Source organism: Marinirhabdus gelatinilytica (genome assembly GCF_003353425.1).
Taxonomy (GTDB): Bacteria; Bacteroidota; Bacteroidia; order Flavobacteriales; family Flavobacteriaceae; genus Marinirhabdus; species Marinirhabdus gelatinilytica.
In genome coordinates, this window is record NZ_QRAO01000004.1 from 21,823 (window position 1) to 43,600 (window position 21,778).

Sequence of the window (21,778 nt, forward strand, 5' to 3'; positions counted from 1 at the left end):
TTGGGCGTGTCCCTAATCGGGTCGGGCTTTCGTGGCTACATGGTAGCCTACTCTATCCCTCACGCAAAAGCTAAAGTTACAAACTTTTTGTCCTTCCACCATCTACCGGGAGGTTAATTCCATTGATATAGCTGGCAGCTTCCGTAGCCAGAAAGGCAACGGCATTGGCAACCTCACCAGGTTGTGCAAAACGTTTTGCGGGTACCAAGGATTGCATCCATTTGGAAGCTTCGTCTTTCGATTTTCCTGTGCGTTCAGCGGCTTTGTCAATAATGTTTTCCAATCTGTCTGTAGCGGTAAAGCCTGGCAGTACATTATTAACCGTAATTCCATATTGTCCTAATTCGTTGGCAAGGGTCTTGCTCCAGTTGGCCACGGCACCGCGAATGGTATTGCTCACTCCCAACCCGTCGATAGGCTGTTTTACCGATGTTGAAATAATATTGATGATCCTCCCGTAATCGGCTTCTTTCATTCCGGGCACCAATGCCTGTACCAAGATCTGGTTGCATACCAAGTGTTGTGAAAAAGCTTTTGTGAATTCTTCGGTATCGGCTTCAAAGATAGGGCCGCCCTTTGGACCACCTGTATTGTTTACCAAGATGTGCCATGTTTTTCGCTCCTTGGCAATGGCTACTTTTTCCTTCACTTCTTTGGGGTTGCTAAAATCTGCTACAAAATAGTTGTGTTTCTGTCCCTTGTCATGGTGTAGTTCAATTAAGGTCTCTTTCAGCTTTGCTTCATTTCTAGCCACTAGGGTAACGGTGGCTCCCATCTTTGCCAGTTGCTTTGCAACGGCTTTTCCAATGCCCGCGGTACTTCCGCAGACCAGTGCATTTTTGTTCGTTAAATCTATATTCATAGGTGTTTTTCCGCTCAGGCGGGTGTCTCTTTGGTTAATAATCTGTTTAATCTAATGATATAATTGAAATGACCAAAAGTTTAGGATTAGTTTAATATTTCCAACAGTCTAACTAGGAAATTCATCAAATTGCCGGTTAGGGTTTTAACCCTCATAAGTAATGCATACATTCTTCGGTTCCGTAAAAAACCGAAGTGCCTCAAAACCACCCTCACGACCCACGCCACTGTCTTTCATGCCACCAAAAGGAGTTCGAAGGTCACGGTTTAGCCACGTGTTCACCCAAACAATTCCTGCCTCCAACTGTTTTGAAAGTAGCATGGTACGGTTAAGGTTATTGGTCCAGACGGTTGCAGAAAGTCCGTACTTTACATTATTGGCAAGTTGGAGGGCTTCTGCTTCATCCCTAAAAGTCATTATGGTCACCACGGGCCCGAATACCTCTTCTTGCTGAATGCGACAGTTGTTGTCCTCAACTTCAATCACGGTGGGTTGCAGGTAGTAGCCGTTCTCAAAATTTTTCACTGAAACCCTTTTGCCACCAAATAGTACTGTACCGCCTTCATTTTTGGCGATTTCAATATAATTCTCCACCTTTTCAAGGTGTTCTTTTGAAACCAAGGCACCCAGGTTTGTGTCCTCATCAAACGGATTGCCAATCTTCAATTTCGAAACTTTTTCGACAAAGTCTTTTTTAAATCTGGATGCAATAGCTTCTTCAACATAAATCCTACTTCCGCAGAGACAAATCTGTCCCTGATTGGCAAAGGAGCTTTTTACCGTTGTAGCCAGCATTTTTTCATAATTGCAGTCTGCAAAGATAAGGTTGGGGTTTTTCCCGCCCAGTTCCAACGATAGCTTCTTGAACATTGGAGCGGCTGTGCGGGCAATGTGTTCGCCTGTTGTGGTACCACCGGTAAAACTTATGGCCTTTATGTGCTGATGGGCGACGATGGCCTGTCCTGTTTCGGGACCCGTACCGTGTACGATGTTGAGGACGCCTTTTGGCAGTCCAGCTTCGGTTAAAATTTCGCCCAATAGATAAGCTGTCATTGGGGTTACCTCACTGGGTTTTGCAACCACGCAGTTTCCAGCGGCAATGGCCGGAGCCACCTTCCAGGTGAAGAGATACAGTGGAAGATTCCAGGGCGAGATACAGCCTACAACACCTATGGGGCTGCGCATGGTGAAATTCATAGTATTTAACCCAACACTTTCGTGGGCTTCACTGGCAAATTGGGTAATGGCATTCCCAAAAAACCGAAAGTTTGCCGATGCCCTTGGGATATCTACTGCTCTTGCCAAACTAAAGGGTTTCCCATTATCCTTGGCTTCTGCTTCTGCAAGTTTGTCTAAGTTAGCTTCAATTAGATCGGCTATTCTCAGTAACATCTTACTCCGTTTCTCTAGGGTTGTATTGCTCCAGCTGGGAAATGCTTCTTTAGCAGCTTGGTAAGCGTTTTCGACATCTTCCTGGGTGCTCTTTGCAATTTTTGAATATACCTCACCCGTACTGGGATTATAGTTGTCCAGCCATTCATCAGAGGAAGGTTCTTTACTTTCGCCGTCTATGTAATTTTTTATTTTTGTCATCTTGTATAACAGGCTTTAATAAATTTCTCTCCAAATTCAGTCAACACAATCGTATCATCAGTGATCACTTCTTCTTGGGGTTCTAGTCTTCCACTGCTAAGAATTATAAATGCGGAATGATTAAATTGAATTATTTCTTTTAAAATATTTAACCTAATTAAATTACTTAATTCTTCAATATTAAAAGGTCTATCGAGTGAATAACCACTAATGTTAGACGTAGGTATTTTTATGTGGTTTTTATTGCCAACCGATATAAGGGTGTTGCAAAATTTTCTTATTTTTTTTAGTACAATAACATCCTCCGTTGATAGTTGGCTTAGAATTTTTGGAAATATAATTGAATTTAGATTTTTAGATGAATCAATATAATTTATTAAAAGATTTTCCCACATTTCATTTAAAAGAGGTTCTTCCTCTAAAGAAGCATTTTCTAATAGAGGTAACAATATTTTTAAAGGAACCTTTTTTGGCTTTATTTTTTTCTTTTTAATGTATTTTTCAACATTATTTAATAATCTAATTTGATTTTTAAATCGCCAAACTCTAATATTGTCCGAAACTAAAAGCCCAACTTCTTCAACTGAAGGACCCATAAGTTTGTTCAAGAACTCTTTGGCTAAATCTAGACCTTTTTCAAGAGTGGAAGATTTTAAATTTAACTGATTTTCTGACATATATAAACTGATTATTACTTACTGTTTACCGGTTTATAGGCCGTTACCTTAATCTCGATCACCAGATGTGGGTGTGGCAATTGATGTACGGCAACGGTAGTACGAGCGGGTCCCGTTTCTTTACTGAAAAACTCACCGTACACTTGGTTGTACCCTCCAAAATCGTTCATATTTACCAAAAATGTAGATACCTCTACTACATCTTCCAGGGTTGCGTTTTCGGTAGCCAAGACATCTTTTATGTTGTTGAGAACGGCACGGGTCTGTTCTTTTATGTCCAGAAAAATAGTACCCATTTCGTCAATTTTATTGGCCCCGGCAATAGTATTGTCTGGCAATCGGGAGCTGGTACCGCTCAAGAACAGGAAATCTCCGGCTCTTTTTATATGCGGATATGCGCCCCGAGGCGTTGCTTTTCCTTTTACTACGTTGCTTTTTGTTTTCATGAGTTTTTATTTACTGTTCCCTGAGGGACTTTAGGGGTGATTGTGTATGCGTAAGCATTCCCCAAGCCCTGGAGGGAAAATTATTGTTTTGCTACAAATTGCTAATCACATCATCATCGTGCAGAACTTCTATTGTTTCACGTTTCACGATGTCCAGCTTTTTACTGAGGTCCATGGATTCTGTTATTTTACCGTCGGCTATCAGGTTTAGGATTGCCTTGTCCTGTGCGCGCCCTTTTTTCAAAGCTTCGGAATAGGTAATGTCCTCGTTAAAGGTAACCAAAGAATATTTACTGAAATATTCCTGTGGGAATTCTGCTTCAAAAGCGGTCTCTAGTTTACGTTTCTGCTGAAACAGAGGACTTGCGGTGTGCTCTTTCATTTCGTGGAAATTATCCACAGCCAGATCGGCAATGGCATCGGTATCCTTTTTTCGGGTTTTTCCATATTCCTGAAATATGGTTTCCCAACTAGAATTCTCTTCGGAAGAAAAGCGATCCAAAACTTCATCAAATACTACCACATCTTCAAAACTGGCGTTCATTCCCTGCCCGTAAAAAGGAACTATCGCATGGGCTGCATCACCCATTAACAGGGTCTTTCCGTAAGCACTCCAAGGACTGCATTTAATGGTGCCGAGGGGTCCCGTTGGGTTGTTGAAAAACTCCTCTACGAGATTGGGCATCAGGGACACGGCATCGGGATATTCTTTCTTGAAATATTCCATGACCATTTTGGGTGTGGTCAAAGTATCAAAACAATAGTCACTGTTTGAGTAAGGGAGGAACAAGGTCACGGTAAAACTACCGTCTAAGTTAGGGAGCGCAATGAGCATATCTTCGCCACGTGGCCAGATGTGCAATGCGCCCTTTTCAGTTCGGTAGCCACCATCTTCGGCCTTGGGAATGGTAATTTCCTTGTAGCCATGTGTGAGCCATTCCTGTGAAAAACTGAACAGAAATTTTTTATGGTTGAACATACTCTTACGAACCACGGAGCCAGCACCATCCGTCCCCAAAATCACATCGCCTTCATAGCTTACCTCACCGCCGGACACATAATCTTTAAACGTGGCCGAGGCTTTTTGTAGATCCACACTTTTACATCCCTTGTTGAAGACTAGCTCAACATTTGGCATTTTCTCGGCTTCGTCCAACAATAACATATTGAGTCCCGGCCGAGAAATAGAATTGATGTATTCGTTTTCTCTACCGCTGTATTTGCTCAAAAATGTATTGCCTTCTTTGTCATGGATCATGCGTCCCAACATGGGGATGCACAGTTGGAGCGCTTTTTCTTCAACACCTGCTAAGCGTAACCCTTTCAATCCCCGATCGCTGAGAGCCAAGTTGATGGAACGCCCTGCGTCTTGTTCTTCTTTTCGTAAATCTGGCCGCTTTTCTACAAGCTTTACGGCATAGCCTCTTTGTGCCATTCGCAATGCGAGCAGGCTTCCGCAGAGTCCTGCGCCTATAATAAGTATGTTTTGGTTTTTATTCAAAAGATATATATGGTCTAGCGCAGTCGAGACCTGCATTTTGATTAATATGAACCTCTCGACTGCGCTCGAGGGCACATGTTTATTACAGTATTTTTTTTAACCGCTGTACAAACTCCCAAACATCTTCAAAATTATTGTACAATGGTGCAGGGGCGACCCGTATTACATCTGGTTCGCGCCAATCACTTATTACACCAGCTTGGGTTAGTTTTGTGTGTAATGCTTTATCAGCATTTTTAACTTGTATGCTCAATTGGCAACCACGGTCCTCTTTGTTTCTGGGGGTGATGATGTTTATGTTCTCGTTGTTCAGTCCGTCCAGTAGATATTCTAAATAGCCTGTCAGTTTTTCAGATTTGCTCCTTACGTTCTCGAAACCTGCTTCCGCAAAAACATCAAGGCTTGCGCGTATGGCAGCCATGCTCAAAATTGGGGGGTTGCTAAGCTGCCATCCCTCAGCACCTTCGAGTGGGTCAAATTCATGGCGCATATTAAAACGCGTTTGTTTGTTATGTCCCCACCAGCCTGCGAAACGAGGTAAATCATTATTTTTTTCGTGCCTTTCATGTACAAAACAACCGCCCAAACTCCCTGGACCGCTATTTAAATACTTGTAGCTGCACCACACAGCAAAATCTGCGCCTGTATCATGCAGATTGGGTTGTATATTTCCAGCACCGTGCGCTAGGTCGAAACCAACCATGGCTCCGTGTTTATGGCCTAGTTGAGTTATTTTTTTAAGCGGAAACGATTGTCCCGTGTAATAATTTGTACTTCCAATCATCAACAAGGCAACTTCGTCGCCTTGGGTTGCCATGATTCTTTCTAGGTCCTCAAAACGGCAAAGCTCTTCTCCCTGTCTGGGTTTCCAAAGGATCAATCCATCTTTTGGGTCGAGACCGTGAAATTTTAGCTGGCTTTCCACCGCATACTTATCGCTTGGGAAAGCATCACTCTCTACAATAATTTTGTACCTGGTCTTTGTGGGTTTATAAAAACTCACCATCATTAAATGGAGGTTGGTGGTGAGGGTATTCATTATTACCACTTCACTGGGTTTTGCGCCAACGATCACGGCCATGTTTTGTGTAAGGAACTCGTGGTAGGGAAGCCAAGGATTTTCGGCATCGGTATGGCCTTCTACACCGTGTTTTGCCCAATCATTCAATTCTTGCTGAATATACTCTTGTGTACGCTTGGGTTGTAACCCCAAGGAATTTCCGCAGAGATAGATTAATTGTTCACCTGCTGAATTTTTCGGGAATAAAAACTTGTCTCTAAAATGCTTTAAGGAATCCTTGGCATCACAGGATTGCGCATATTGTAAAGAGTTTTGATATTGCATAGTGCGGTTTGATTATGAAAGGCTAACAAAAATAACAATTTAAAATGTTTTATATTCTGAATGTTTAACGGGTTTTTATTTTATTCAGAATAAGTATATTAGCCCCATTATAAGTTAATGAAATGAAAAAGAACGCCCTACTACTTATAGGATTACTGTGTATAACGCCATTGTTCTCACAATCTGTTGCAAGGCATTGGAACGAGGAAGTGCTGCACGCTATACGGAACGATTTTGCTAGACCTACTGTACATGCACGAAACCTTTTCCATACATCTGCTGCAATGTATGATGCCTGGGCAGTTTTTGATACCGAAGCGGCTCCGTACTTTTTAGGTAACACAATAGAGGGGTTTACATTTAAGTTTAATGGTTTTACACCCAGTGAAGCAGTGTCCAATTCACGTGATAAAGCTATAAGCTATGCCGTATACAGGCTCATTGAGCACAGATTTGTTAATTCCCCGGGTACTGAAGACATCATGACATCCACACAGCACTTAATGGACTCCTTGGGGTATGACATTTCAATAAGAACTGAAGATTACACAAGTGGAGATGGTGCTGCGCTGGGCAATTACATTGCTGCAAAAATTATTGAATACGGGTTACAGGATGGTTCTAATGAAGCAAACGACTATGCCAATAGATTTTACGAGCCAGTAAATGAAACCTTGAATATGGACATATCCGGTAATGCTACCTTAACACACCCAAACCGCTGGCAACCTTTGAAGCTCTCAAATTATGTAGACCAGAGTGGTAATAGCATTCCAGGTGGCGAACCAGAATTTTTGAGTCCAGAATGGGGTGCCGTGATACCCTTTTCGTTACAAGAGGAAGATAAAACAACGTATACCCGTGATGGTTTTGACTATAATTGTTATTACGATCCCGGACCGCCAGCATATATTCAAGATGGAATGGCACTTGCAGATCCTTATAAATGGAATTTCTCTCTCGTAGCTGTTTGGGGTGCGCATTTAGATCCCAATGAGGAAACCAGTATAGACATTTCACCCCGTGTTATTGGAAACCTGGATTCTGAACTATTTCCTGAAACATTTGACGAGTATACCCAATTTTACGATTACTTTGAGGGTGGCGACCCTAGTACGGGACGAACCACGAACCCTACAACTGGTGAGGCCTATGAACCACAAATAGTGAAACGTGGAGATTATGCAAGGGTTTTGGCAGAATTCTGGGCAGACGGACCCGATAGTGAAACGCCGCCAGGGCACTGGTTCACTATTTTAAATTATGTGAACGATAATCCTTTGCTCGAGAAAAAATTTGAAGGGCAGGGGGAAACACTCTCCAATCTTGAGTGGGATGTAAAATCCTACTTTATCCTTGGAGGTGCTATGCATGATGTAGCCATTACGGCTTGGGGTTTAAAGGGATATTATGATTATATACGTCCCGTGAGTGCCATACGGTATATGAGTGAAAAAGGCCAATCTAAAGATACAACGTTACCAAGATACCACCCACATGGAATACCCTTGATCCCTGGGTATATTGAGTTGGTTGAAGAAGGCGATCCATTGGCAGGATCGTTCAATGAAAATTTACATAAGATAAAACTGTATACCTGGAAAGGCCCTAGCAATATTATAGACCCGTTGTACGATATTGCAGGAGTAGGGTGGATACTGGCCGAGGAATGGTTTCCCTATCAAAGACCATCTTTTGTTACGCCACCTTTTGCAGGTTATGTTTCTGGACATTCTACCTATTCCCGAACTGCTGCAGAAATACTTACCCAGCTAACGGGAGATGAGTTTTTCCCGGGCGGGATGGGCGTTTTTGATATTCCCGCAAACGATTTCCTGGTCTTTGAAAGAGGACCTTCAGAAGATATGCAATTGCAATGGGCTACCTATAGAGATGCATCCGACCAGTGTAGCTTGTCGCGGATCTGGGGAGGCATACACCCACCCATAGACGATATTCCAGGAAGAAAGATTGGTGAGGCATTGGGGAGTAACACTTTTTCATTCGCCAAAAAGTATTTTACCAAAAGAATTGCTGAAGAAGGTGTTCTGTACCCCAATCCCGCTGAAGACAAGGTAACCATTGGTTATGCAACCCAGGACGAAAACACGACCGTTCGAGTAATGGATGTTCGAGGAAGGGAGTTGTTTGCCCAGCAAGCAGACTTTTCAGGAAGTTTTAATGTCGAGATAGATATTTCAACATTGGGCAGCGGTATCTATTTTGTCCAACTTGTGAGTAGCAACAAGGTGCGCCTCTTTACAAAAAAAATACTCAAGCAGTAACTTATTTCTTTACCGAAATATCCGTAAAATACAATTTGAAACCTCCCGTACTGTCCTGGTGCATCTTGGAGAGAGTGAGGCCATTGTAGTCTTTATAATCTTCCCAAGTTGTCATCATGGATGGAGTGCTATCATTTCCTTTTCTGAAAATCCACTCTTTTACTCTAAAATTGGTATCGAAATAAAAATCATAAGCATCGCCAGGGGTATAACCGCCTTTATTTCCGTAGGTAATGGTGAGTTTGTTAAGGGTATCCTTAGAAATGGGTGCAATTGCTGTTGTAGTTTTAGAAAGGGTAGTCCCTTGGTCCCAAACCAATTTATAGGGGGCGAGCAACCAGTAGGAATCGTTCACGAAACCAGCATCGGTCTTCATTATAAGGCTGTCCATTTCTTTTCGGTTGTATGTAACTGTGTCATTTTCTGAAATCAATGTCACGTCATCGGTCTTGGGTTTCCACCTCCACGAGCGTTCGTAATGTTTTCCGCCTCTATCTACATTGAAGGTGAAACGTAATTCTGAAACCTTATTCCAATGTGCTAAACCGTTGTTATAGGCGATGCTCTGGGCATCGGTGAGGTCTGGGTTTTCTTCGGGGTCTGGGATAAGCTCCAGCCGGGTATTATTGGTTTTTGTTTCTTGACAGCCAACAAGGGCAAGCAGAAGCACTACGATAGGAAGGATGTTTTTCATGGTATTTATTTAAAAGGTATTCAGTAAAAATAGTGAAAGTATATTTGGGAATTATTTTTTGTAACTTTAAGAGATGGAAAAAGTAAAAGAATATACCAATGGTAAAGTGACCGTGGTGTGGAAGCCGGAGCTTTGTATACATTCCGCAAAGTGTGTACACGACCTGCCCGAGGTCTTTAAACCAAAGGATAAACCTTGGGTGCAAGTTGAGAATGCAACAACAAGCGATATTGTAGCTACGGTAAAGGGGTGTCCCAGTGGTGCGTTGAGCTATTTTATGAACGAAATAGGACCTGCTGAAATAGATACGGAAATGAAGAAAGAAACTACAAAAATCGAGGTTATGAAAAACGGGCCCCTAATGGTTTTAGGTTCCGTAGCAATTACCCACGATGATGGCAGGGAAGAGCTCAAGGAAAAACGAACTGCCTTCTGCCGTTGCGGGCATAGTAATAACCAACCCTTCTGTGATGGGAGTCATAACGCATAGCAATGGATATATCAATTTCAGAAAATCAAGAAAAAAAGCGCTTTGAGACCCAAGTGGAAAACAAATGGGCTTTTATCGAATACATCCGCACCCAAGAGAAAATGTACTTGACCCATACCGAGGTGCCCACTTCACTTGAAGGCAACGGCATAGGCTCTACATTGGTAAAACACGCATTGAAGCACATAGAGAAAGAATCGCTCAAGTTGGTCCCGCTCTGTCCCTTCGTTGCAGGTTACATTAAAAGACATCCTGAATATAAAGAACTGCTCGCAGAAGGATATACCATAAAAGAAGAAGACCCCACTAACTAGGTTAATAGGGTCTTATCAATTTTTTGGTTTAAACGATTAATCTACTGCGTCCTCAACGTCGTCTGCTACGTCCTCGATAGCGTCTCCTGCATCACTTTCAGTTTCTCTACAGCTTACAAATGAAGTTGCTGTTGCGGTGAATAATCCTGCTGCCAGTAAAAATGTAAATAGTTTTTTCATCGGTTTGGTTTTAAGGTTTAATTAAAAATAAAGATTTTTTCTGAAACTTTCAGAAATTAAGGTTTACGGCCTGTTGCTAATCTGTATAGTATCGCTATTACGGCCAGTACCAGCAAAATATGGATTAGACTACCCACGGCTTCCCCAAAGGCGAAAAAGCCTACGAGCCAACCTATAATCAAGATTACAACAATTAGCCAGATAATATCTTTCATAGTTCTATTTTTTGGTTCGTATTAAAGATACTAGGAAAATATAGTTTTACGGTGGAGTTTAACGGCGGTTTAACCTGCATTGTTAAAGTGCTCCCAACTAGAAATTGTCGGGATTTTCGATAATTTTTGCAGCTCTTTCCTTTAACGCTGAAAGCTTTTCTGGAGACATTTTGTCCAGTAAACCCATCATCATGTTCATACGCTGGTTGTCCTTAAAATGTTCCCTCTTATCATCCAGAAAATTCCAATACAGACTGTTGAACGGGCAGGCGTCATCCTCGGTCTTTTTGGAAACGTTGTAGTGGCAATCTTTACAGTAATTACTCATTTTGTTGATGTAGCTTCCGCTGGATACGTAGGGTTTTGTGGCCACGATACCGCCATCGGCAAACTGGCTCATCCCTCTGGTATTGGTAATTTCAACCCACTCAATAGCATCGATGTAAATACCCAGATACCAGGCGTCTACCTCGTCCGGGTGGCATTGGGTGAGCAAAGCAAAATTACCTGTTATCATTAACCGTTGTATATGGTGTGCGTAAGCGTGGTTTAAACTTTGGTCTATAGCGTGGTGCAAGCAGTTCATGTTTGTGTCCGCCGTCCAATAAAAATCGGGGAGTTTGTTCTGGTTGTCCAATTTGTTGCTTCGTCGGTACCCTGGCATCTCTTTCCAGTAAATACCTCGCATATACTCACGCCATCCCAAAATTTGCCGAACAAAACCTTCTACCTGTGAGATATGAATGTTGTCTTTATGCTCCCTCCAATAACCTATCACTGTATCAATCACTTCTTTGGGGTGCAGTAGCTTGCTGTTCATGGCGAATGAAATCCTAGAGTGGAAAAGAAACACCTCCTCGGTGTGCATGGTATCTTGGTAATCGCCAAAATGTACCAACAGATTTTTGCAAAAATAGTTCAATACCGAAAGACAATCCTCCCTGCTAGTAGGCCAGCTAAAACTGCTTTTTTTTATAGATCCCATGGTTTTCACCCCAGCATCCTCGATACGTTTTACAGTTGCCGAAACGTCTTTCCTAAACCCTCGCTCGTGTGGAATTTCTGCATTGCCATTCCATTTTTTTCGGTTGCTTTTGTCGAAGTTCCATTTACCGCCTTCGGGATTTTTTCCGTTTACCATCAAGATGTCATATTTCTTCCGCATATCACGGTAAAAATATTCCATGGTCATTTCCTTTTTCCCTTTGTAGAATTCGGATAGATCGCTTCTTGAGGTTAGAAAATGTTCGGTATCATAAGCTTCGGAACCTATACTTAGATCCTTACAAAAATCATGTAGCTGTTTATCAAGGCGATATTCGTCGGGGAGTTGGTATTCAAGCTTTTCAATGTTGTGTTTTTTGATTAGTTTTTCAAGGTTCTTCACCAAGCGCTGTTCGTTGTTCCCATCGTCCAGCTTGTAGTATGTTACTTCGTGACCACGTTCTTGTAACCACTCTGAAAAGTGTTGCATCGCCTCAAAAAAAGCAACCACTTTTTGGATGTGGTGCACGGTATAGTCGGTTTCCTGGCGCATTTCGGCTATAAAATAGAGAACATCCTCGTTGGGATCGTTGTACCAAGAATGTTTATGATTCAGTTGATCGCCTAAGATGAGTCGGAGCGTTTTCATTTTTTGGTTGAATGATTTATTAATTGTTTGTTGTGATAGTGTTGTTTTTTAAGACCGGTACAGTGCTATTGAAGCCATAACTTTATAAATGCATCATCGGGGTCATAGCGTTCGGACTGTTTCTCGATATTGAACTTTCGGTCTCGTGGGTCGTTACCCACACCAGAGACGTACTGCCAATTGCCCCAATTACTGTGCACGTCGTAATCTATCAACTGGCTCTCAAAGTAACTGGCACCCACGCGCCAATCTTGCTGAAGTTCCTTGGCCCAAAAGCTGCCCACGTTTTGGCGGCCCCGATTGCTCATCCACCCCGTAGCGGCTATTTCCTTCATATTGGCGTTTACAAAATCGTACTTTGTGTTGCCTTTTATCCATTGCTGTTTTTTTACTTCGGAAGTTCCCCAATCGTAATTTTTCCCAAGAATTCCCCCAATATTAAATAGCTTGTCCCCGTGTTTTAACGATATGTATTTAAAGAAATCACGCCATATCAATTCAAATATCATCCAGTAGGTATCCTGGTTTTTCTTTACTTCAGTTTCAAAATTTTTAACTTCCCAATATACCATGCGAGGTGATAAGCTGCCATTGGCCAGCCAGGCCGAAAATTTTGAGCTGTAGTCCTTACCTATCAAACCGTTGCGGGTTTGCTTGTAGGTTGCTATGTTTTGTGTGTTCCAAATGTAATCTTCCATACGTTTTTTTCCTTCGGTTTCTCCTCCTTTAAAAGAAAACGCTGTGCGAGAGTCCAGCTTTGGTTCCTGCAGTCCCAGGTCTTGAAGTGCCGGAACGGTCTGGGAATAGTTTACGTTTTTTGGAAAACCCCTGTTATCTTGTTCAAGTGGAAGGGAGCTATTGATGATGTTCTGAACCGAACCGTATTTCTCAAATTTTTTTCTGAAGTCGGTAAAGACCCTCGGAATGTTGTTCCAATGCTCGAAGGGAATATCTTCGGGATGAAAAAGGAACTGATCGTAGTATTCTTTTAACTGTATATCTTCAGGAAGTGCTTTTTTTACATTTGTGGTAACCGTAGCCTCCTCGCTGGTCCATTCCTTTTGGGTGAATATTTCTGAAACGTGTATTTTTTTTACCAAATCGGGAAGGCTCTCCTCGGGTTTTTTTGTCGAAATATATAGTGGGATATTTACTTTTTTCAGGGTTTCCTGCAAATCTAAAATGGTTTCCAACAAAAACTTTGCTCTAAAAGCCCCGGTTTTGGGAAACCCATAGAGGGTCTCACCGTAATGCCGTGGATCAAAACAATAGATGCCAGCTACGGCTCCCTTGCGTTTGCAAGCTTCCGTAAGGGCTTTATTGTCGATGCTTCTTAGGTTGTTCCTAAACCAGACCAGTTGTGTCATGAGTTTTTATTTCTTTGGCAACGTTCACTGCAATACACTACGGTGTCCCAATTGTTCTCCCACTTTTTCCGCCAACTGAAGGGTCGCACGCAAACTGGGCAGGTTTTAGAAGGTAGATTGGTTTTCTTGTGAGCCATGTTTAAAAGTATCAATTGTTAGATAAATTTTAAAAAAGATTAAACAAAATTTAACTTACTATCTTTCAGGAATAATTTTGTACTATGGATTTACAGAAAGCATTCAATACCAATCGTGAAACGTGGAATAAAAAAGTAGCTGTACACGCTGCAAGTGATTTCTATTTTCTGGAGGAGTTCAAAAAAGGAAAATCATCATTGAACCATTACGAATTGGAAGCGCTTGGAGATGTTACGGGCAAAAACCTGTTGCATTTACAGTGTCATTTTGGGCAGGATACGCTCAGTTGGAGTAGGATGGGAGCCAAGTGTACAGGGGTAGATATTTCTGAAGAAGCTATAAGGTTGGCTGGAAACCTAAATGACGAGTTGGAACAAGACGCCCATTTTGTGTGCTGCAATGTGCTGGATACTTCAGCACATATTTCAGAAAAATTCGATATTGTCTTTACAAGCTACGGTACCATAGGTTGGCTACCAGACCTGCAACCTTGGGCACGAATGATTGCTGAACGGTTAAAGCCTGGCGGAATATTTTATATCGTAGAGTTCCACCCCATAGCCTGGATGTTCGATTACACCGTGGCGCCACCAGAAATGAAATACGCCTACCATCTAAAAGAAGCTATTTATGAAGAATACGAAGGCTCCTATACCGAAAATGGAAAAGACAAAATAACAAGTAAGGAATATGGCTGGAACCATAGCCTTAGCGATGTGGTGGGAAGTTTATTGAGAGCAGGGTTAACTATTGAAAGCTTTAACGAATACGATGGTTCTCCTTATGATGTGTTTCCAGATTTGGTTAAAAACGAAGCTGGATTGTTTGAGTTAAAGGATAACATGTATCCACTTTTATTTGAAGTAATGGCAAAGAAAGTCTAAAAACAAAAAACCACATAGACTTTTGATATCTATGTGGTTTGAGTTGTTGTTTATATTAATGTGCATCTTCTTTCAATAATTCCGGAAATTTTTTCTGAAATTTTTTCAGCCTTGGTATCGATACATTTTGAATGTATGGGTTGTTGGGGTTATTGCGCTCATAATTTTGATGGTATGCTTCAGCAATCCAGAATTTCTGGAAAGGTAGTACTTGCGCTGCCACTTTTCCTTCCCCCAACTCCTTTTCAAGCTCGGCGATTTTGTTGTCGATTATTTTTTTCTGCGCATCATTTTGATAAAAAATAATGGAACGATATTGAGAGCCCATATCTGGTCCTTGTCCGTTTACCTGGGTTATATTTTGTGAACCAAAATACACATCTACCAGTTGCTTAAAACTTACAGTTTCTGGATTGTAAATAACTTCTACTGCTTCGGCATGTCCAGTTCTTCCTGTGTTACTGGACTCATAGGTTGGATTTTTGGTGTGACCGCCACTGTAACCGGAAATAGACTCTTTAACACCTTTCACGCTTTCGTAAATAGCTTCTACACACCAAAAGCAACCGCTAGCAAAATAGGCTTTTTCCAAACCGTTTTCAGTAGGTACTTCAACAGGGGTCTGTGTTTTTTGTGCTTCTACTTCAGCTTTTTTGTTGCTTTCGTTGCTGGATTGGCAAGAGGCCTGTACAGTTAATAGTACGGAGGCGAATAGTATTGGGATTATTTTTTTCATAACAATTTTTTTATTTTTTGGATTGGTCGGGGTTTTAGCTTTTCCTTTCATTTTAATATAACAAAAAAAGCCCCCACATACTGTGAAGGCTTTGTTATATTCTTAGCTTTCGTTAACGAAAGTGAAAGCACGCTGAGTGGCGTCGAAGGGTTATTTCATTTTTGCGAACATCGCTTGCATTTTTTCCTGCTCTTCGGTAGCCAGTTCTGGATCTACCAAAATACGGCCACTATGCTCATCTGTAATGATTTTTTTACGCGCAGCGATTTCCATTTGTACCTGTGGTGGGATAGTGAAGAATGATCCTCCTGAGGCCCCACGCTCTACGGGTACAACCGCAAGGCCGTTCTTGACATTGGAGCGTATTCTTTTATAGGCTTTTACCAAGCGGTCTTCGATTTTCTTCTCAAATTTCTCGGATTCCTTGATAAGGGCTTTTTCCTCCTTTTCGGTTTCTGCCAAAATTTCGTTGAGTTCTCCTTGCTTGTGCTTTAGGTGTTCCTCCCTTTCAGAAAGACGAGATTTTGTCTCATCTATCACTGCATTTTTTTGCTCTATCTGTGCCTTATATTCTTTTATATGCTTTTCAGAGAGTTGTATCTCCAATTCCTGGAACTCAATCTCCTTGCTCAAGGAATTGTATTCACGGTTGTTGCGAACGTTGTCCTGCTGTGCAGTATATTTTTTTATAAGTGCCTTGGACTCTTCAATCCCGTTCTTTTTGTCCTTTATGTTTTCCTCAATAAGCTCCAGCTCATTTTGCAGTTTTTCTAAACGGGTGTTCATACCGGCAACTTCATCTTCAAGATCTTCAACTTCCAAAGGCAATTCCCCTCGTACGTTACGAATTTCATCTACACGGGAATCTATTAATTGTAAGTCGTAAAGTGCTCTTAACTTCTCTTCTACAGTGGTTTCTGTTTTTGTGGCCATAAATTAAAAATAGCTAATAGGATTGGTGTTTGTTTGTGATAAAACGACTGCAAAATTAGTGATTTTTTTTGTAAGGACATCAACTAAAAGCTCTTTTGTGTATTGTTCGCTCTCGTAATGGCCTACATCACACAAAAGAATCTTGTCTTCGGCTTGGAAAAAGTCATGGTATTTAAAATCTGAAGATACAAAAGCATCGGCTCCTTGGGCCTTTGCTGCTTTTATAGCGAAACTACCGCTGCCTCCCAATACAGCTACTCTTTTAATCATTTTGCTGTTTAAGCCCGAATGTCGCACACAACCAGTCTTAAAAGTACTTTTGACTAGGGCGAGGAAATCTTTTTCTGGAACTTCCTCCTCCAGTTCCCCCAACATCCCCATTCCCAAATGTTGATTGGTATTCTCAAGGGTTGTAATCTCGTGGGCCACTTCTTCGTAGGGATGTGCCGCAAATAGAGCTTTTAATACCTTGGATCTTAAATGTTTGGAAAAAGTGATGCCTATTTGGGTCTCAACCTCAAACCGAAGCTCGCCTTTCTGGCCTAGCGTTGGTTCGCTTCCTTCCTCCCCCTTAAAGCTACCCTTGCCCTCTATACTGAAACTGCAATGGCTGTAATTACCTATGTTTCCTGCCCCTGTTTTAAAAAGGGCATTTCTTACTTTATCCACGCTCCCAGAGGGCACAAACGTGGTGAGTTTTTGTATTACTTGTGTTTTTGGTAGTAAGATATTCCGGTTTTTAAGGCCCAGCACGTCACACATTTTTGCATTTACCCCGTTCCAAGAGTTGTCCAGCGCTGTGTGAATGGCAAAGATGGAAATATCGTTTTTTATGGCTTTTTGGACCGTACGTTCTACATAGGTTTTACCTGTAAGTTTTTTAAGCCCAGAAAATATTATGGGATGAAAGCTCACAATAAGATTACAGTTGTTCTCAATAGCTTCGTCCACCACGGTCTCTAGGGTGTCCAACGTTACCAAAACTCCTGTTAGCACGCTACTGGTGTCTCCAACGAGTAGTCCCGTGTTATCAAAATCCTCGGCATAGGGGAGAGGGGCGTATTCGTTTAAAATAGTAATTACATCTTGTACAATCATTCCGAAACTAATTTTGAGTAAAGATAAGAGTTTGTCAAATTTCAGCATATTTACAGCGACAAACTTATCTTTACATTTTACTATGGTACAAATTCTCCGAAAGTTATTGTTCCCATTCGCCATTCTCTATGGCTGGATAACGGGTTTTCGCAATTTTTTGTTCAACAAGGGTGTGCTGGAAAGTAGGGAGTATAAAACACCGTTGGTTTGTGTGGGGAACCTTTCGGTAGGAGGTACGGGAAAATCGCCTATGATAGAGTACCTTATTTCTTTCCTGAAAGAAGATTACAGCATTGCGGTCTTGAGCCGTGGTTACAAACGTGAAACCAGTGGTTTTTTGGAAGTGACCGAAATTCACAATGCAGCCCAAGTAGGTGACGAGCCACTTCAGTTCAAAAAAAAATATCCCGATATAACAGTTGCTGTATGTGCAGACAGACGCACAGGTATTGCAAAACTTGAGGAAAAAGCAGATGTTATCCTACTGGATGATGCTTTTCAGCATAGAAAAGTGAGCCCCGCCGTAACTATCTTGCTCACCCCTTTCCACGATTTGTTTATTGAGGATTATATGCTGCCCACAGGGAATTTACGCGAACCTAGAAGCGGGTCTAAACGCGCACATTGCTTGGTGGTTACCAAATGTCCGCCTCGTGTGCCTTACGCTAAGTTGCAGGAAATAGAGTTGCGAATGCCCATATATAACCACCAGAAGCTCTATTTTTCAAGTATTGGGTATAGTAGAGAGATTTTTAATAAAACCGAAAGCTTGCCATTGGAATACCTTCAAAATAAAAATTTTACATTGGTTACCGGTATAGCAGATCCCTCGCCTCTAGTAAATTTTTTAACTGAAAAAGAATTCAGGTTTACGCATAAAGCGTTTCCAGACCACCATATGTATTCTTCAGCTGAAATTGAGCAACTGAAAGAAAAGGAGATTATTCTAACTACCGAAAAAGATTATATGCGCCTTCATGATAAGATTGACAAATTTGCACTGTTCTATTTACCAATACAGACTGAGGTATTGAAAGAACAGGCAGAGTTCTTTGAAGATTTCATTATAAAATCCATCGATAAAAAGCGCTTGGGTTAACTTGGAGTTGGGAGCTTTTTGTTCTCTAGTGTTTTGTAAATCTTTTCAAAGAATTCTTCGGTCTTAAAAGGTTTAGGGATAATTTCATTAAAACCTGCTCTGTAAAAATCGTCGAGATTTTCGTCTATGGTTACGGCCGTAAGGGCTATAATGGGTATTGATTTGTTGAACTCCCTAATTTTTTGTGTTGCCTCTATACCGCTAATACCGGGCATGTGTATGTCCATTAAAATAACATCGAAAGTCAGTTCCTCTACTTTTTTCACAGCATCCATTCCATTGTCTGCCACGTCACAAACCATATTGTTTTTTTCGAGGATCTTCTTTGTGATCATTTGGTTTATCTTGTTGTCCTCTACCACCAATACTTTTTTGTTTTCCAGTGCGGAATAATCTGTTTCTTTTACAATAGCTGGGGTTGCTGCGCTATCATCGTTTAACCCTTCTGGTATGCTAAAGTTTATGTTGAACCAAAACTTTGAGCCCTTGCCCAACTGGCTCTCTAGGTGTATTTTACTTCCCATAAGTTCCAATAGGTTCTTGACAATGGAAAGACCCAGTCCCGTACCGCCAAACTTTCGGTTAATCTGAAGGGAGGCTTGGGAAAAAGTTTCAAAAATACTTTTCTGTTTCTTTTTTGAGATCCCTACCCCGTTGTCCTCGACCTCTACGTGCAGTTTTACTTTCGAGGCGCCCTGGTCCATTTTTGTGACCCGTATGACCACTTCGCCATTCTGGGTGAACTTTACTGAATTTCCAATAAGATTGATCAATACTTGCGACAACTTCAAAGGATCGCCGTTTAGCTTGCTGGGTATGTTGTCATCATATTCCAGACGTAAGGTATTCTTGCGGTCGTCTGCAGATTTTTTTAAGGCGATGAGTACATCGTTGATACGTTTCTTTAGTGAAAATGTGGTTTTTTCAAGCTCTACCTTGTTTGCCTCCAGCTTGTTCAGGTCCAGAATATTGTTGATGAGCGATAACAGATATTCTCCAGAAAACTTCAAGGAGTTTAAGTGTTCTCTTTGATGCTCCTTGGGGTCTTCTTCCAAAAGTAGGTGTGTGAGCCCCGTAACAGCGTATAATGGGGTTCGTAACTCGTGTGTAATGGTGCTTAAAAACTGCGCCTTGGCGAGAGAGGCTTTCTCGGCTTTTTCCTTGGCGCTTTGCATTTCTACATTTTTATCCTGTAGGAGGTTGTTAGCCTTCGCACGCAGATTGTTGTTTTTGTACAAAGAAAGCGTAAGCAATGATAATATGATTATAAGTGCAATACTCAAGGCCGTGGTCATCTTGTTAAGGTTAAGGCTGCGTGCTTGGGCCTCGATTTCAGATTGCTTACTTTCTATGATTTCGGTAAGGTCTCCAACGCTGCTCTCGGCATCTACCCCTTTTGAAATGGCTTGTTTGTATACAGCATTTATAGAGTCGTTCAGTATGATGTACTGCTGGAATACCTTTTCGGCTTCAGCACTATTTCCTTGACGTAATGCAATTTGCGCCTTTACCTTGTAAATTTCAGAATTTAGCTTGGAGTATCCACGGGCTTTTACAATACGCTCAGCATTTTCTATGGAGCTCACTGCTTTGCCCAAGGCATCTTTTATCTCATTGTTGGATACGTGGAGTAGTGCCTGCGACTTGTTTATTTCTGCAAATGCTTCTTGATATTTTAAGTCTTCTATCCTAAAAGTGGGTAAGCAGGCATTAAAGTAATTAATGGCTTTTTTATAGTTGTTCAATTTTAGTTCAAGGATACCAAAGCCAAGAATAGTATTGGCTTGCCCTGCCTCATCATTTTGTTCGGCATACAGTTTGTCCGCTCTTTTTAGGTAGTCTTCAGCCAAAGCATATTCTTCATTTCTTGTAAGTATGAGACCATATAGGGTATAGGTGTATGCTTTGGTCTTTGCGCGTGTAAAGTTGTCAATTTGTTTTAGGGCAAGTTCTACCTCGGTTTTTGCCTTGCCATAGTTTTGGATGTAGTAATTTAGTTCTGCAATGTGCAGTTTGGAATCCAGTTTCAATTCCTTGAAGCCGCCCTCGTTTATCTGCTTGTCTGCGTCGATCAGTTTTACAATGGCATCTTCAAACTGTTGGTTTGAAATTGCATTGGAAGCTTCTTTTTGTAGTTGTTTAATTGCGGCAATAGAATCTTGACGGTTTTCTTGTGAGATCACAACGAAAACCGAAAAAAAGCAAATAGCAGTAAGCAGTAGCTTAATTTTTATGTGGCGCAAGCTTCGCATTAAGTAGGCAAACTTAGGGATTAAATATACTTATTTCCTTGAAATATGAAGTATTAAATCCACAATTCTTGAAGAATAGCCCACTTCGTTGTCATACCAGCCAATAATTTTTACCATTGTGCCTATCACCGAAGTCATTCCAGCGTCGAAAATACAGGAGTGGGTGTTGCCCACGATATCTATGGAAACTATGGGGTCTTCAGTATATTGTAATATACCTTTCAGTTCATTCTCTGAAGTTTCTTTGAACCGTTTGTTTATGGTGTTGATTGAAACCTCTTTATTTACGTTCAAGGTAATATCGCACAGCGAGCCATTGGGTACGGGCACCCGTATCCCGCAACCACCAATTACGTTGGACAAATGGGGAAATATCTTTGTGAGTGCCTTGGCTGCACCGGTTGTAGTGGGAACAATAGATTGTCCTGCGGCACGAGCCCTACGGAGATCTCTATGGGGTTGGTCGTGCAAGCTTTGGTCCGTTGTATAACTGTGCACTGTAGTAATGTATGCCTGTTTTATGCCGCATAGCTCATCTATTACCTTGAGCATGGGAGCAGCATTGTTCGTGGTGCAAGAAGCATTGGAGATAATGGTGTCTTTTGCTGCAATTTCACTTTCGTTGACTCCTAGTACCACAGTTTTTATAGCATCGTCCACTGGGGGGACAGAGAGGATCACTTTTTTAACAGCACCACCTATATGCTGCTGCAGTTGCTTTTTTTCTTTGAATTTTCCCGTGGCTTCTACAATTATTTGGGCATCTTTCCAGTCTATCTCCCCAATTTCTATGTTGTTGGAGAAAATTACTTGCTTGTTGCCTATGGCTATCCCCTGGTTGTTGGTTTTTATTTCCTCTTTCAACACGCCGTGAATGCTGTCGTATTTTAGGAGATGTGCAAGAGTTGCTGTGTTGGCAATGTCGTTTACCCTTACAACTTCTATGTGTGGATGATGCAACAAGCTGCGGAAGAGGGTACGGCCTATACGTCCAAAACCGTTAATTCCAACTTTGATTTTTCCCGCCATTGTTGTG

Annotated in this window: 22 protein-coding genes; 5 read left to right on the top strand and 17 right to left on the bottom strand. The window is 41.5% G+C overall.

Annotated features, from left to right (window positions below):
- Positions 1–76: 76 nt before the first annotated feature.
- The 6 genes from C8D94_RS11330 to kynU all read right to left on the bottom strand — a co-directional run bounded on the left by C8D94_RS11330 (position 77) and on the right by kynU (position 6,424).
- Positions 77–862 carry an SDR family oxidoreductase gene (locus C8D94_RS11330; RefSeq protein ID WP_115124078.1) on the bottom strand — a complete coding sequence of 262 codons (786 nt, stop codon included), beginning with the start codon at positions 860–862 and terminating at the stop codon, positions 77–79.
- A 144-nt stretch (positions 863–1,006) separates the two neighbouring features.
- Positions 1,007–2,455 carry an aldehyde dehydrogenase gene (locus C8D94_RS11335; protein ID WP_115124079.1) on the bottom strand — a complete coding sequence of 483 codons (1,449 nt, stop codon included), beginning with the start codon at positions 2,453–2,455 and terminating at the stop codon, positions 1,007–1,009.
- Positions 2,452–3,132 carry an Abi-alpha family protein gene (locus C8D94_RS11340; RefSeq protein WP_115124080.1) on the bottom strand — a complete coding sequence of 227 codons (681 nt, stop codon included), beginning with the start codon at positions 3,130–3,132 and terminating at the stop codon, positions 2,452–2,454. Before C8D94_RS11340 ends, C8D94_RS11335 begins: the two co-directional genes overlap by 4 nt.
- A gap of 14 nt (positions 3,133–3,146) precedes the next feature.
- The gene (locus tag C8D94_RS11345) at positions 3,147–3,578 is read right to left on the bottom strand and encodes a RidA family protein (RefSeq protein ID WP_115124081.1); all 432 of its coding nucleotides are present in this window, start codon (positions 3,576–3,578) and stop codon (positions 3,147–3,149) included.
- A gap of 91 nt (positions 3,579–3,669) precedes the next feature.
- The gene (locus C8D94_RS11350; protein ID WP_115124082.1) at positions 3,670–5,079 is read right to left on the bottom strand and encodes an FAD-dependent oxidoreductase; all 1,410 of its coding nucleotides are present in this window, start codon (positions 5,077–5,079) and stop codon (positions 3,670–3,672) included.
- Positions 5,080–5,161: 82 nt separating this feature from the next.
- A complete protein-coding gene (gene kynU, locus C8D94_RS11355) occupies positions 5,162–6,424 on the bottom strand; it encodes a kynureninase (protein ID WP_115124083.1) in 1,263 nt (420 codons plus the stop codon).
- A 122-nt stretch (positions 6,425–6,546) separates the two neighbouring features.
- Between kynU and C8D94_RS11360 the strand changes: the two genes are divergently transcribed.
- Positions 6,547–8,709 carry a T9SS type A sorting domain-containing protein gene (locus tag C8D94_RS11360; RefSeq protein WP_115124084.1) on the top strand — a complete coding sequence of 721 codons (2,163 nt, stop codon included), beginning with the start codon at positions 6,547–6,549 and terminating at the stop codon, positions 8,707–8,709.
- Position 8,710: 1 nt separating this feature from the next.
- Here the strand turns inward: C8D94_RS11360 and C8D94_RS11365 are convergent, their stop codons facing one another.
- Positions 8,711–9,403 (bottom strand): hypothetical protein, encoded by a 693-nt coding sequence (locus C8D94_RS11365; protein ID WP_115124085.1) that lies wholly within the window; start codon positions 9,401–9,403, stop codon positions 8,711–8,713.
- A 73-nt stretch (positions 9,404–9,476) separates the two neighbouring features.
- Between C8D94_RS11365 and C8D94_RS11370 the strand changes: the two genes are divergently transcribed.
- Together C8D94_RS11370 and C8D94_RS11375 are read left to right on the top strand one after the other, a co-directional pair.
- The gene (locus C8D94_RS11370) at positions 9,477–9,893 is read left to right on the top strand and encodes a (4Fe-4S)-binding protein (protein WP_115124086.1); all 417 of its coding nucleotides are present in this window, start codon (positions 9,477–9,479) and stop codon (positions 9,891–9,893) included.
- 2 nt (positions 9,894–9,895) lie between these two features.
- Positions 9,896–10,207 carry a GNAT family N-acetyltransferase gene (locus C8D94_RS11375; protein ID WP_115124087.1) on the top strand — a complete coding sequence of 104 codons (312 nt, stop codon included), beginning with the start codon at positions 9,896–9,898 and terminating at the stop codon, positions 10,205–10,207.
- Between the two features lie 36 nt (positions 10,208–10,243).
- On the opposite strand, the gene C8D94_RS15335 is transcribed toward C8D94_RS11375, so the two are convergent.
- The 5 genes from C8D94_RS15335 to C8D94_RS11395 form a co-directional block, all read right to left on the bottom strand.
- Positions 10,244–10,387 (bottom strand): hypothetical protein, encoded by a 144-nt coding sequence (locus tag C8D94_RS15335; protein ID WP_170134768.1) that lies wholly within the window; start codon positions 10,385–10,387, stop codon positions 10,244–10,246.
- Positions 10,388–10,443: 56 nt separating this feature from the next.
- Positions 10,444–10,602: a lmo0937 family membrane protein gene (locus C8D94_RS11380; RefSeq protein WP_115124088.1), complete on the bottom strand. Its 159-nt coding sequence runs from the start codon at positions 10,600–10,602 to the stop codon at positions 10,444–10,446.
- A gap of 97 nt (positions 10,603–10,699) precedes the next feature.
- Positions 10,700–12,235 carry a cryptochrome/photolyase family protein gene (locus tag C8D94_RS11385; RefSeq protein ID WP_115124089.1) on the bottom strand — a complete coding sequence of 512 codons (1,536 nt, stop codon included), beginning with the start codon at positions 12,233–12,235 and terminating at the stop codon, positions 10,700–10,702.
- Positions 12,236–12,300: 65 nt separating this feature from the next.
- Positions 12,301–13,602, bottom strand: a complete 1,302-nt coding sequence (locus C8D94_RS11390; RefSeq protein ID WP_115124090.1) for a DASH family cryptochrome — start codon at positions 13,600–13,602, stop codon at positions 12,301–12,303.
- Entirely contained in the window at positions 13,599–13,739 is a 141-nt protein-coding gene (locus C8D94_RS11395) for a DUF2256 domain-containing protein (protein ID WP_115124091.1), read from the bottom strand. Before C8D94_RS11395 ends, C8D94_RS11390 begins: the two co-directional genes overlap by 4 nt.
- 84 nt (positions 13,740–13,823) lie before the next feature.
- Here C8D94_RS11395 and C8D94_RS11400 point away from each other — a divergent pair, with 84 nt between their 5' ends.
- The gene (locus C8D94_RS11400; protein ID WP_115124092.1) at positions 13,824–14,624 is read left to right on the top strand and encodes a class I SAM-dependent methyltransferase; all 801 of its coding nucleotides are present in this window, start codon (positions 13,824–13,826) and stop codon (positions 14,622–14,624) included.
- Positions 14,625–14,679: 55 nt separating this feature from the next.
- Here C8D94_RS11400 and msrA read toward each other — a convergent pair whose 3' ends face one another.
- The 3 genes from msrA to C8D94_RS11415 form a co-directional block, all read right to left on the bottom strand.
- On the bottom strand, positions 14,680–15,360 hold the full coding sequence (gene msrA / locus C8D94_RS11405; RefSeq protein ID WP_115124314.1) for a peptide-methionine (S)-S-oxide reductase MsrA: 681 nt from the start codon (positions 15,358–15,360) through the stop codon (positions 14,680–14,682).
- Positions 15,361–15,510: 150 nt separating this feature from the next.
- The gene (locus C8D94_RS11410) at positions 15,511–16,293 is read right to left on the bottom strand and encodes a zinc ribbon domain-containing protein (RefSeq protein ID WP_115124093.1); all 783 of its coding nucleotides are present in this window, start codon (positions 16,291–16,293) and stop codon (positions 15,511–15,513) included.
- Positions 16,294–16,296: 3 nt separating this feature from the next.
- The gene (locus C8D94_RS11415) at positions 16,297–17,391 is read right to left on the bottom strand and encodes a Nif3-like dinuclear metal center hexameric protein (RefSeq protein WP_115124094.1); all 1,095 of its coding nucleotides are present in this window, start codon (positions 17,389–17,391) and stop codon (positions 16,297–16,299) included.
- An 82-nt stretch (positions 17,392–17,473) separates the two neighbouring features.
- On the opposite strand from C8D94_RS11415, the gene lpxK reads away from it, so the two are divergent.
- The gene (lpxK, locus tag C8D94_RS11420) at positions 17,474–18,490 is read left to right on the top strand and encodes a tetraacyldisaccharide 4'-kinase (protein ID WP_115124095.1); all 1,017 of its coding nucleotides are present in this window, start codon (positions 17,474–17,476) and stop codon (positions 18,488–18,490) included.
- Here the strand turns inward: lpxK and C8D94_RS11425 are convergent.
- Entirely contained in the window at positions 18,487–20,733 is a 2,247-nt protein-coding gene (locus tag C8D94_RS11425) for a tetratricopeptide repeat-containing hybrid sensor histidine kinase/response regulator (RefSeq protein ID WP_245946294.1), read from the bottom strand. The two genes, lpxK and C8D94_RS11425, sit on opposite strands and share 4 nt — an antisense overlap.
- Before the next feature lie 39 nt (positions 20,734–20,772).
- Entirely contained in the window at positions 20,773–21,771 is a 999-nt protein-coding gene (gap, locus tag C8D94_RS11430) for a type I glyceraldehyde-3-phosphate dehydrogenase (protein ID WP_115124097.1), read from the bottom strand.
- Positions 21,772–21,778 lie beyond the last annotated feature (7 nt).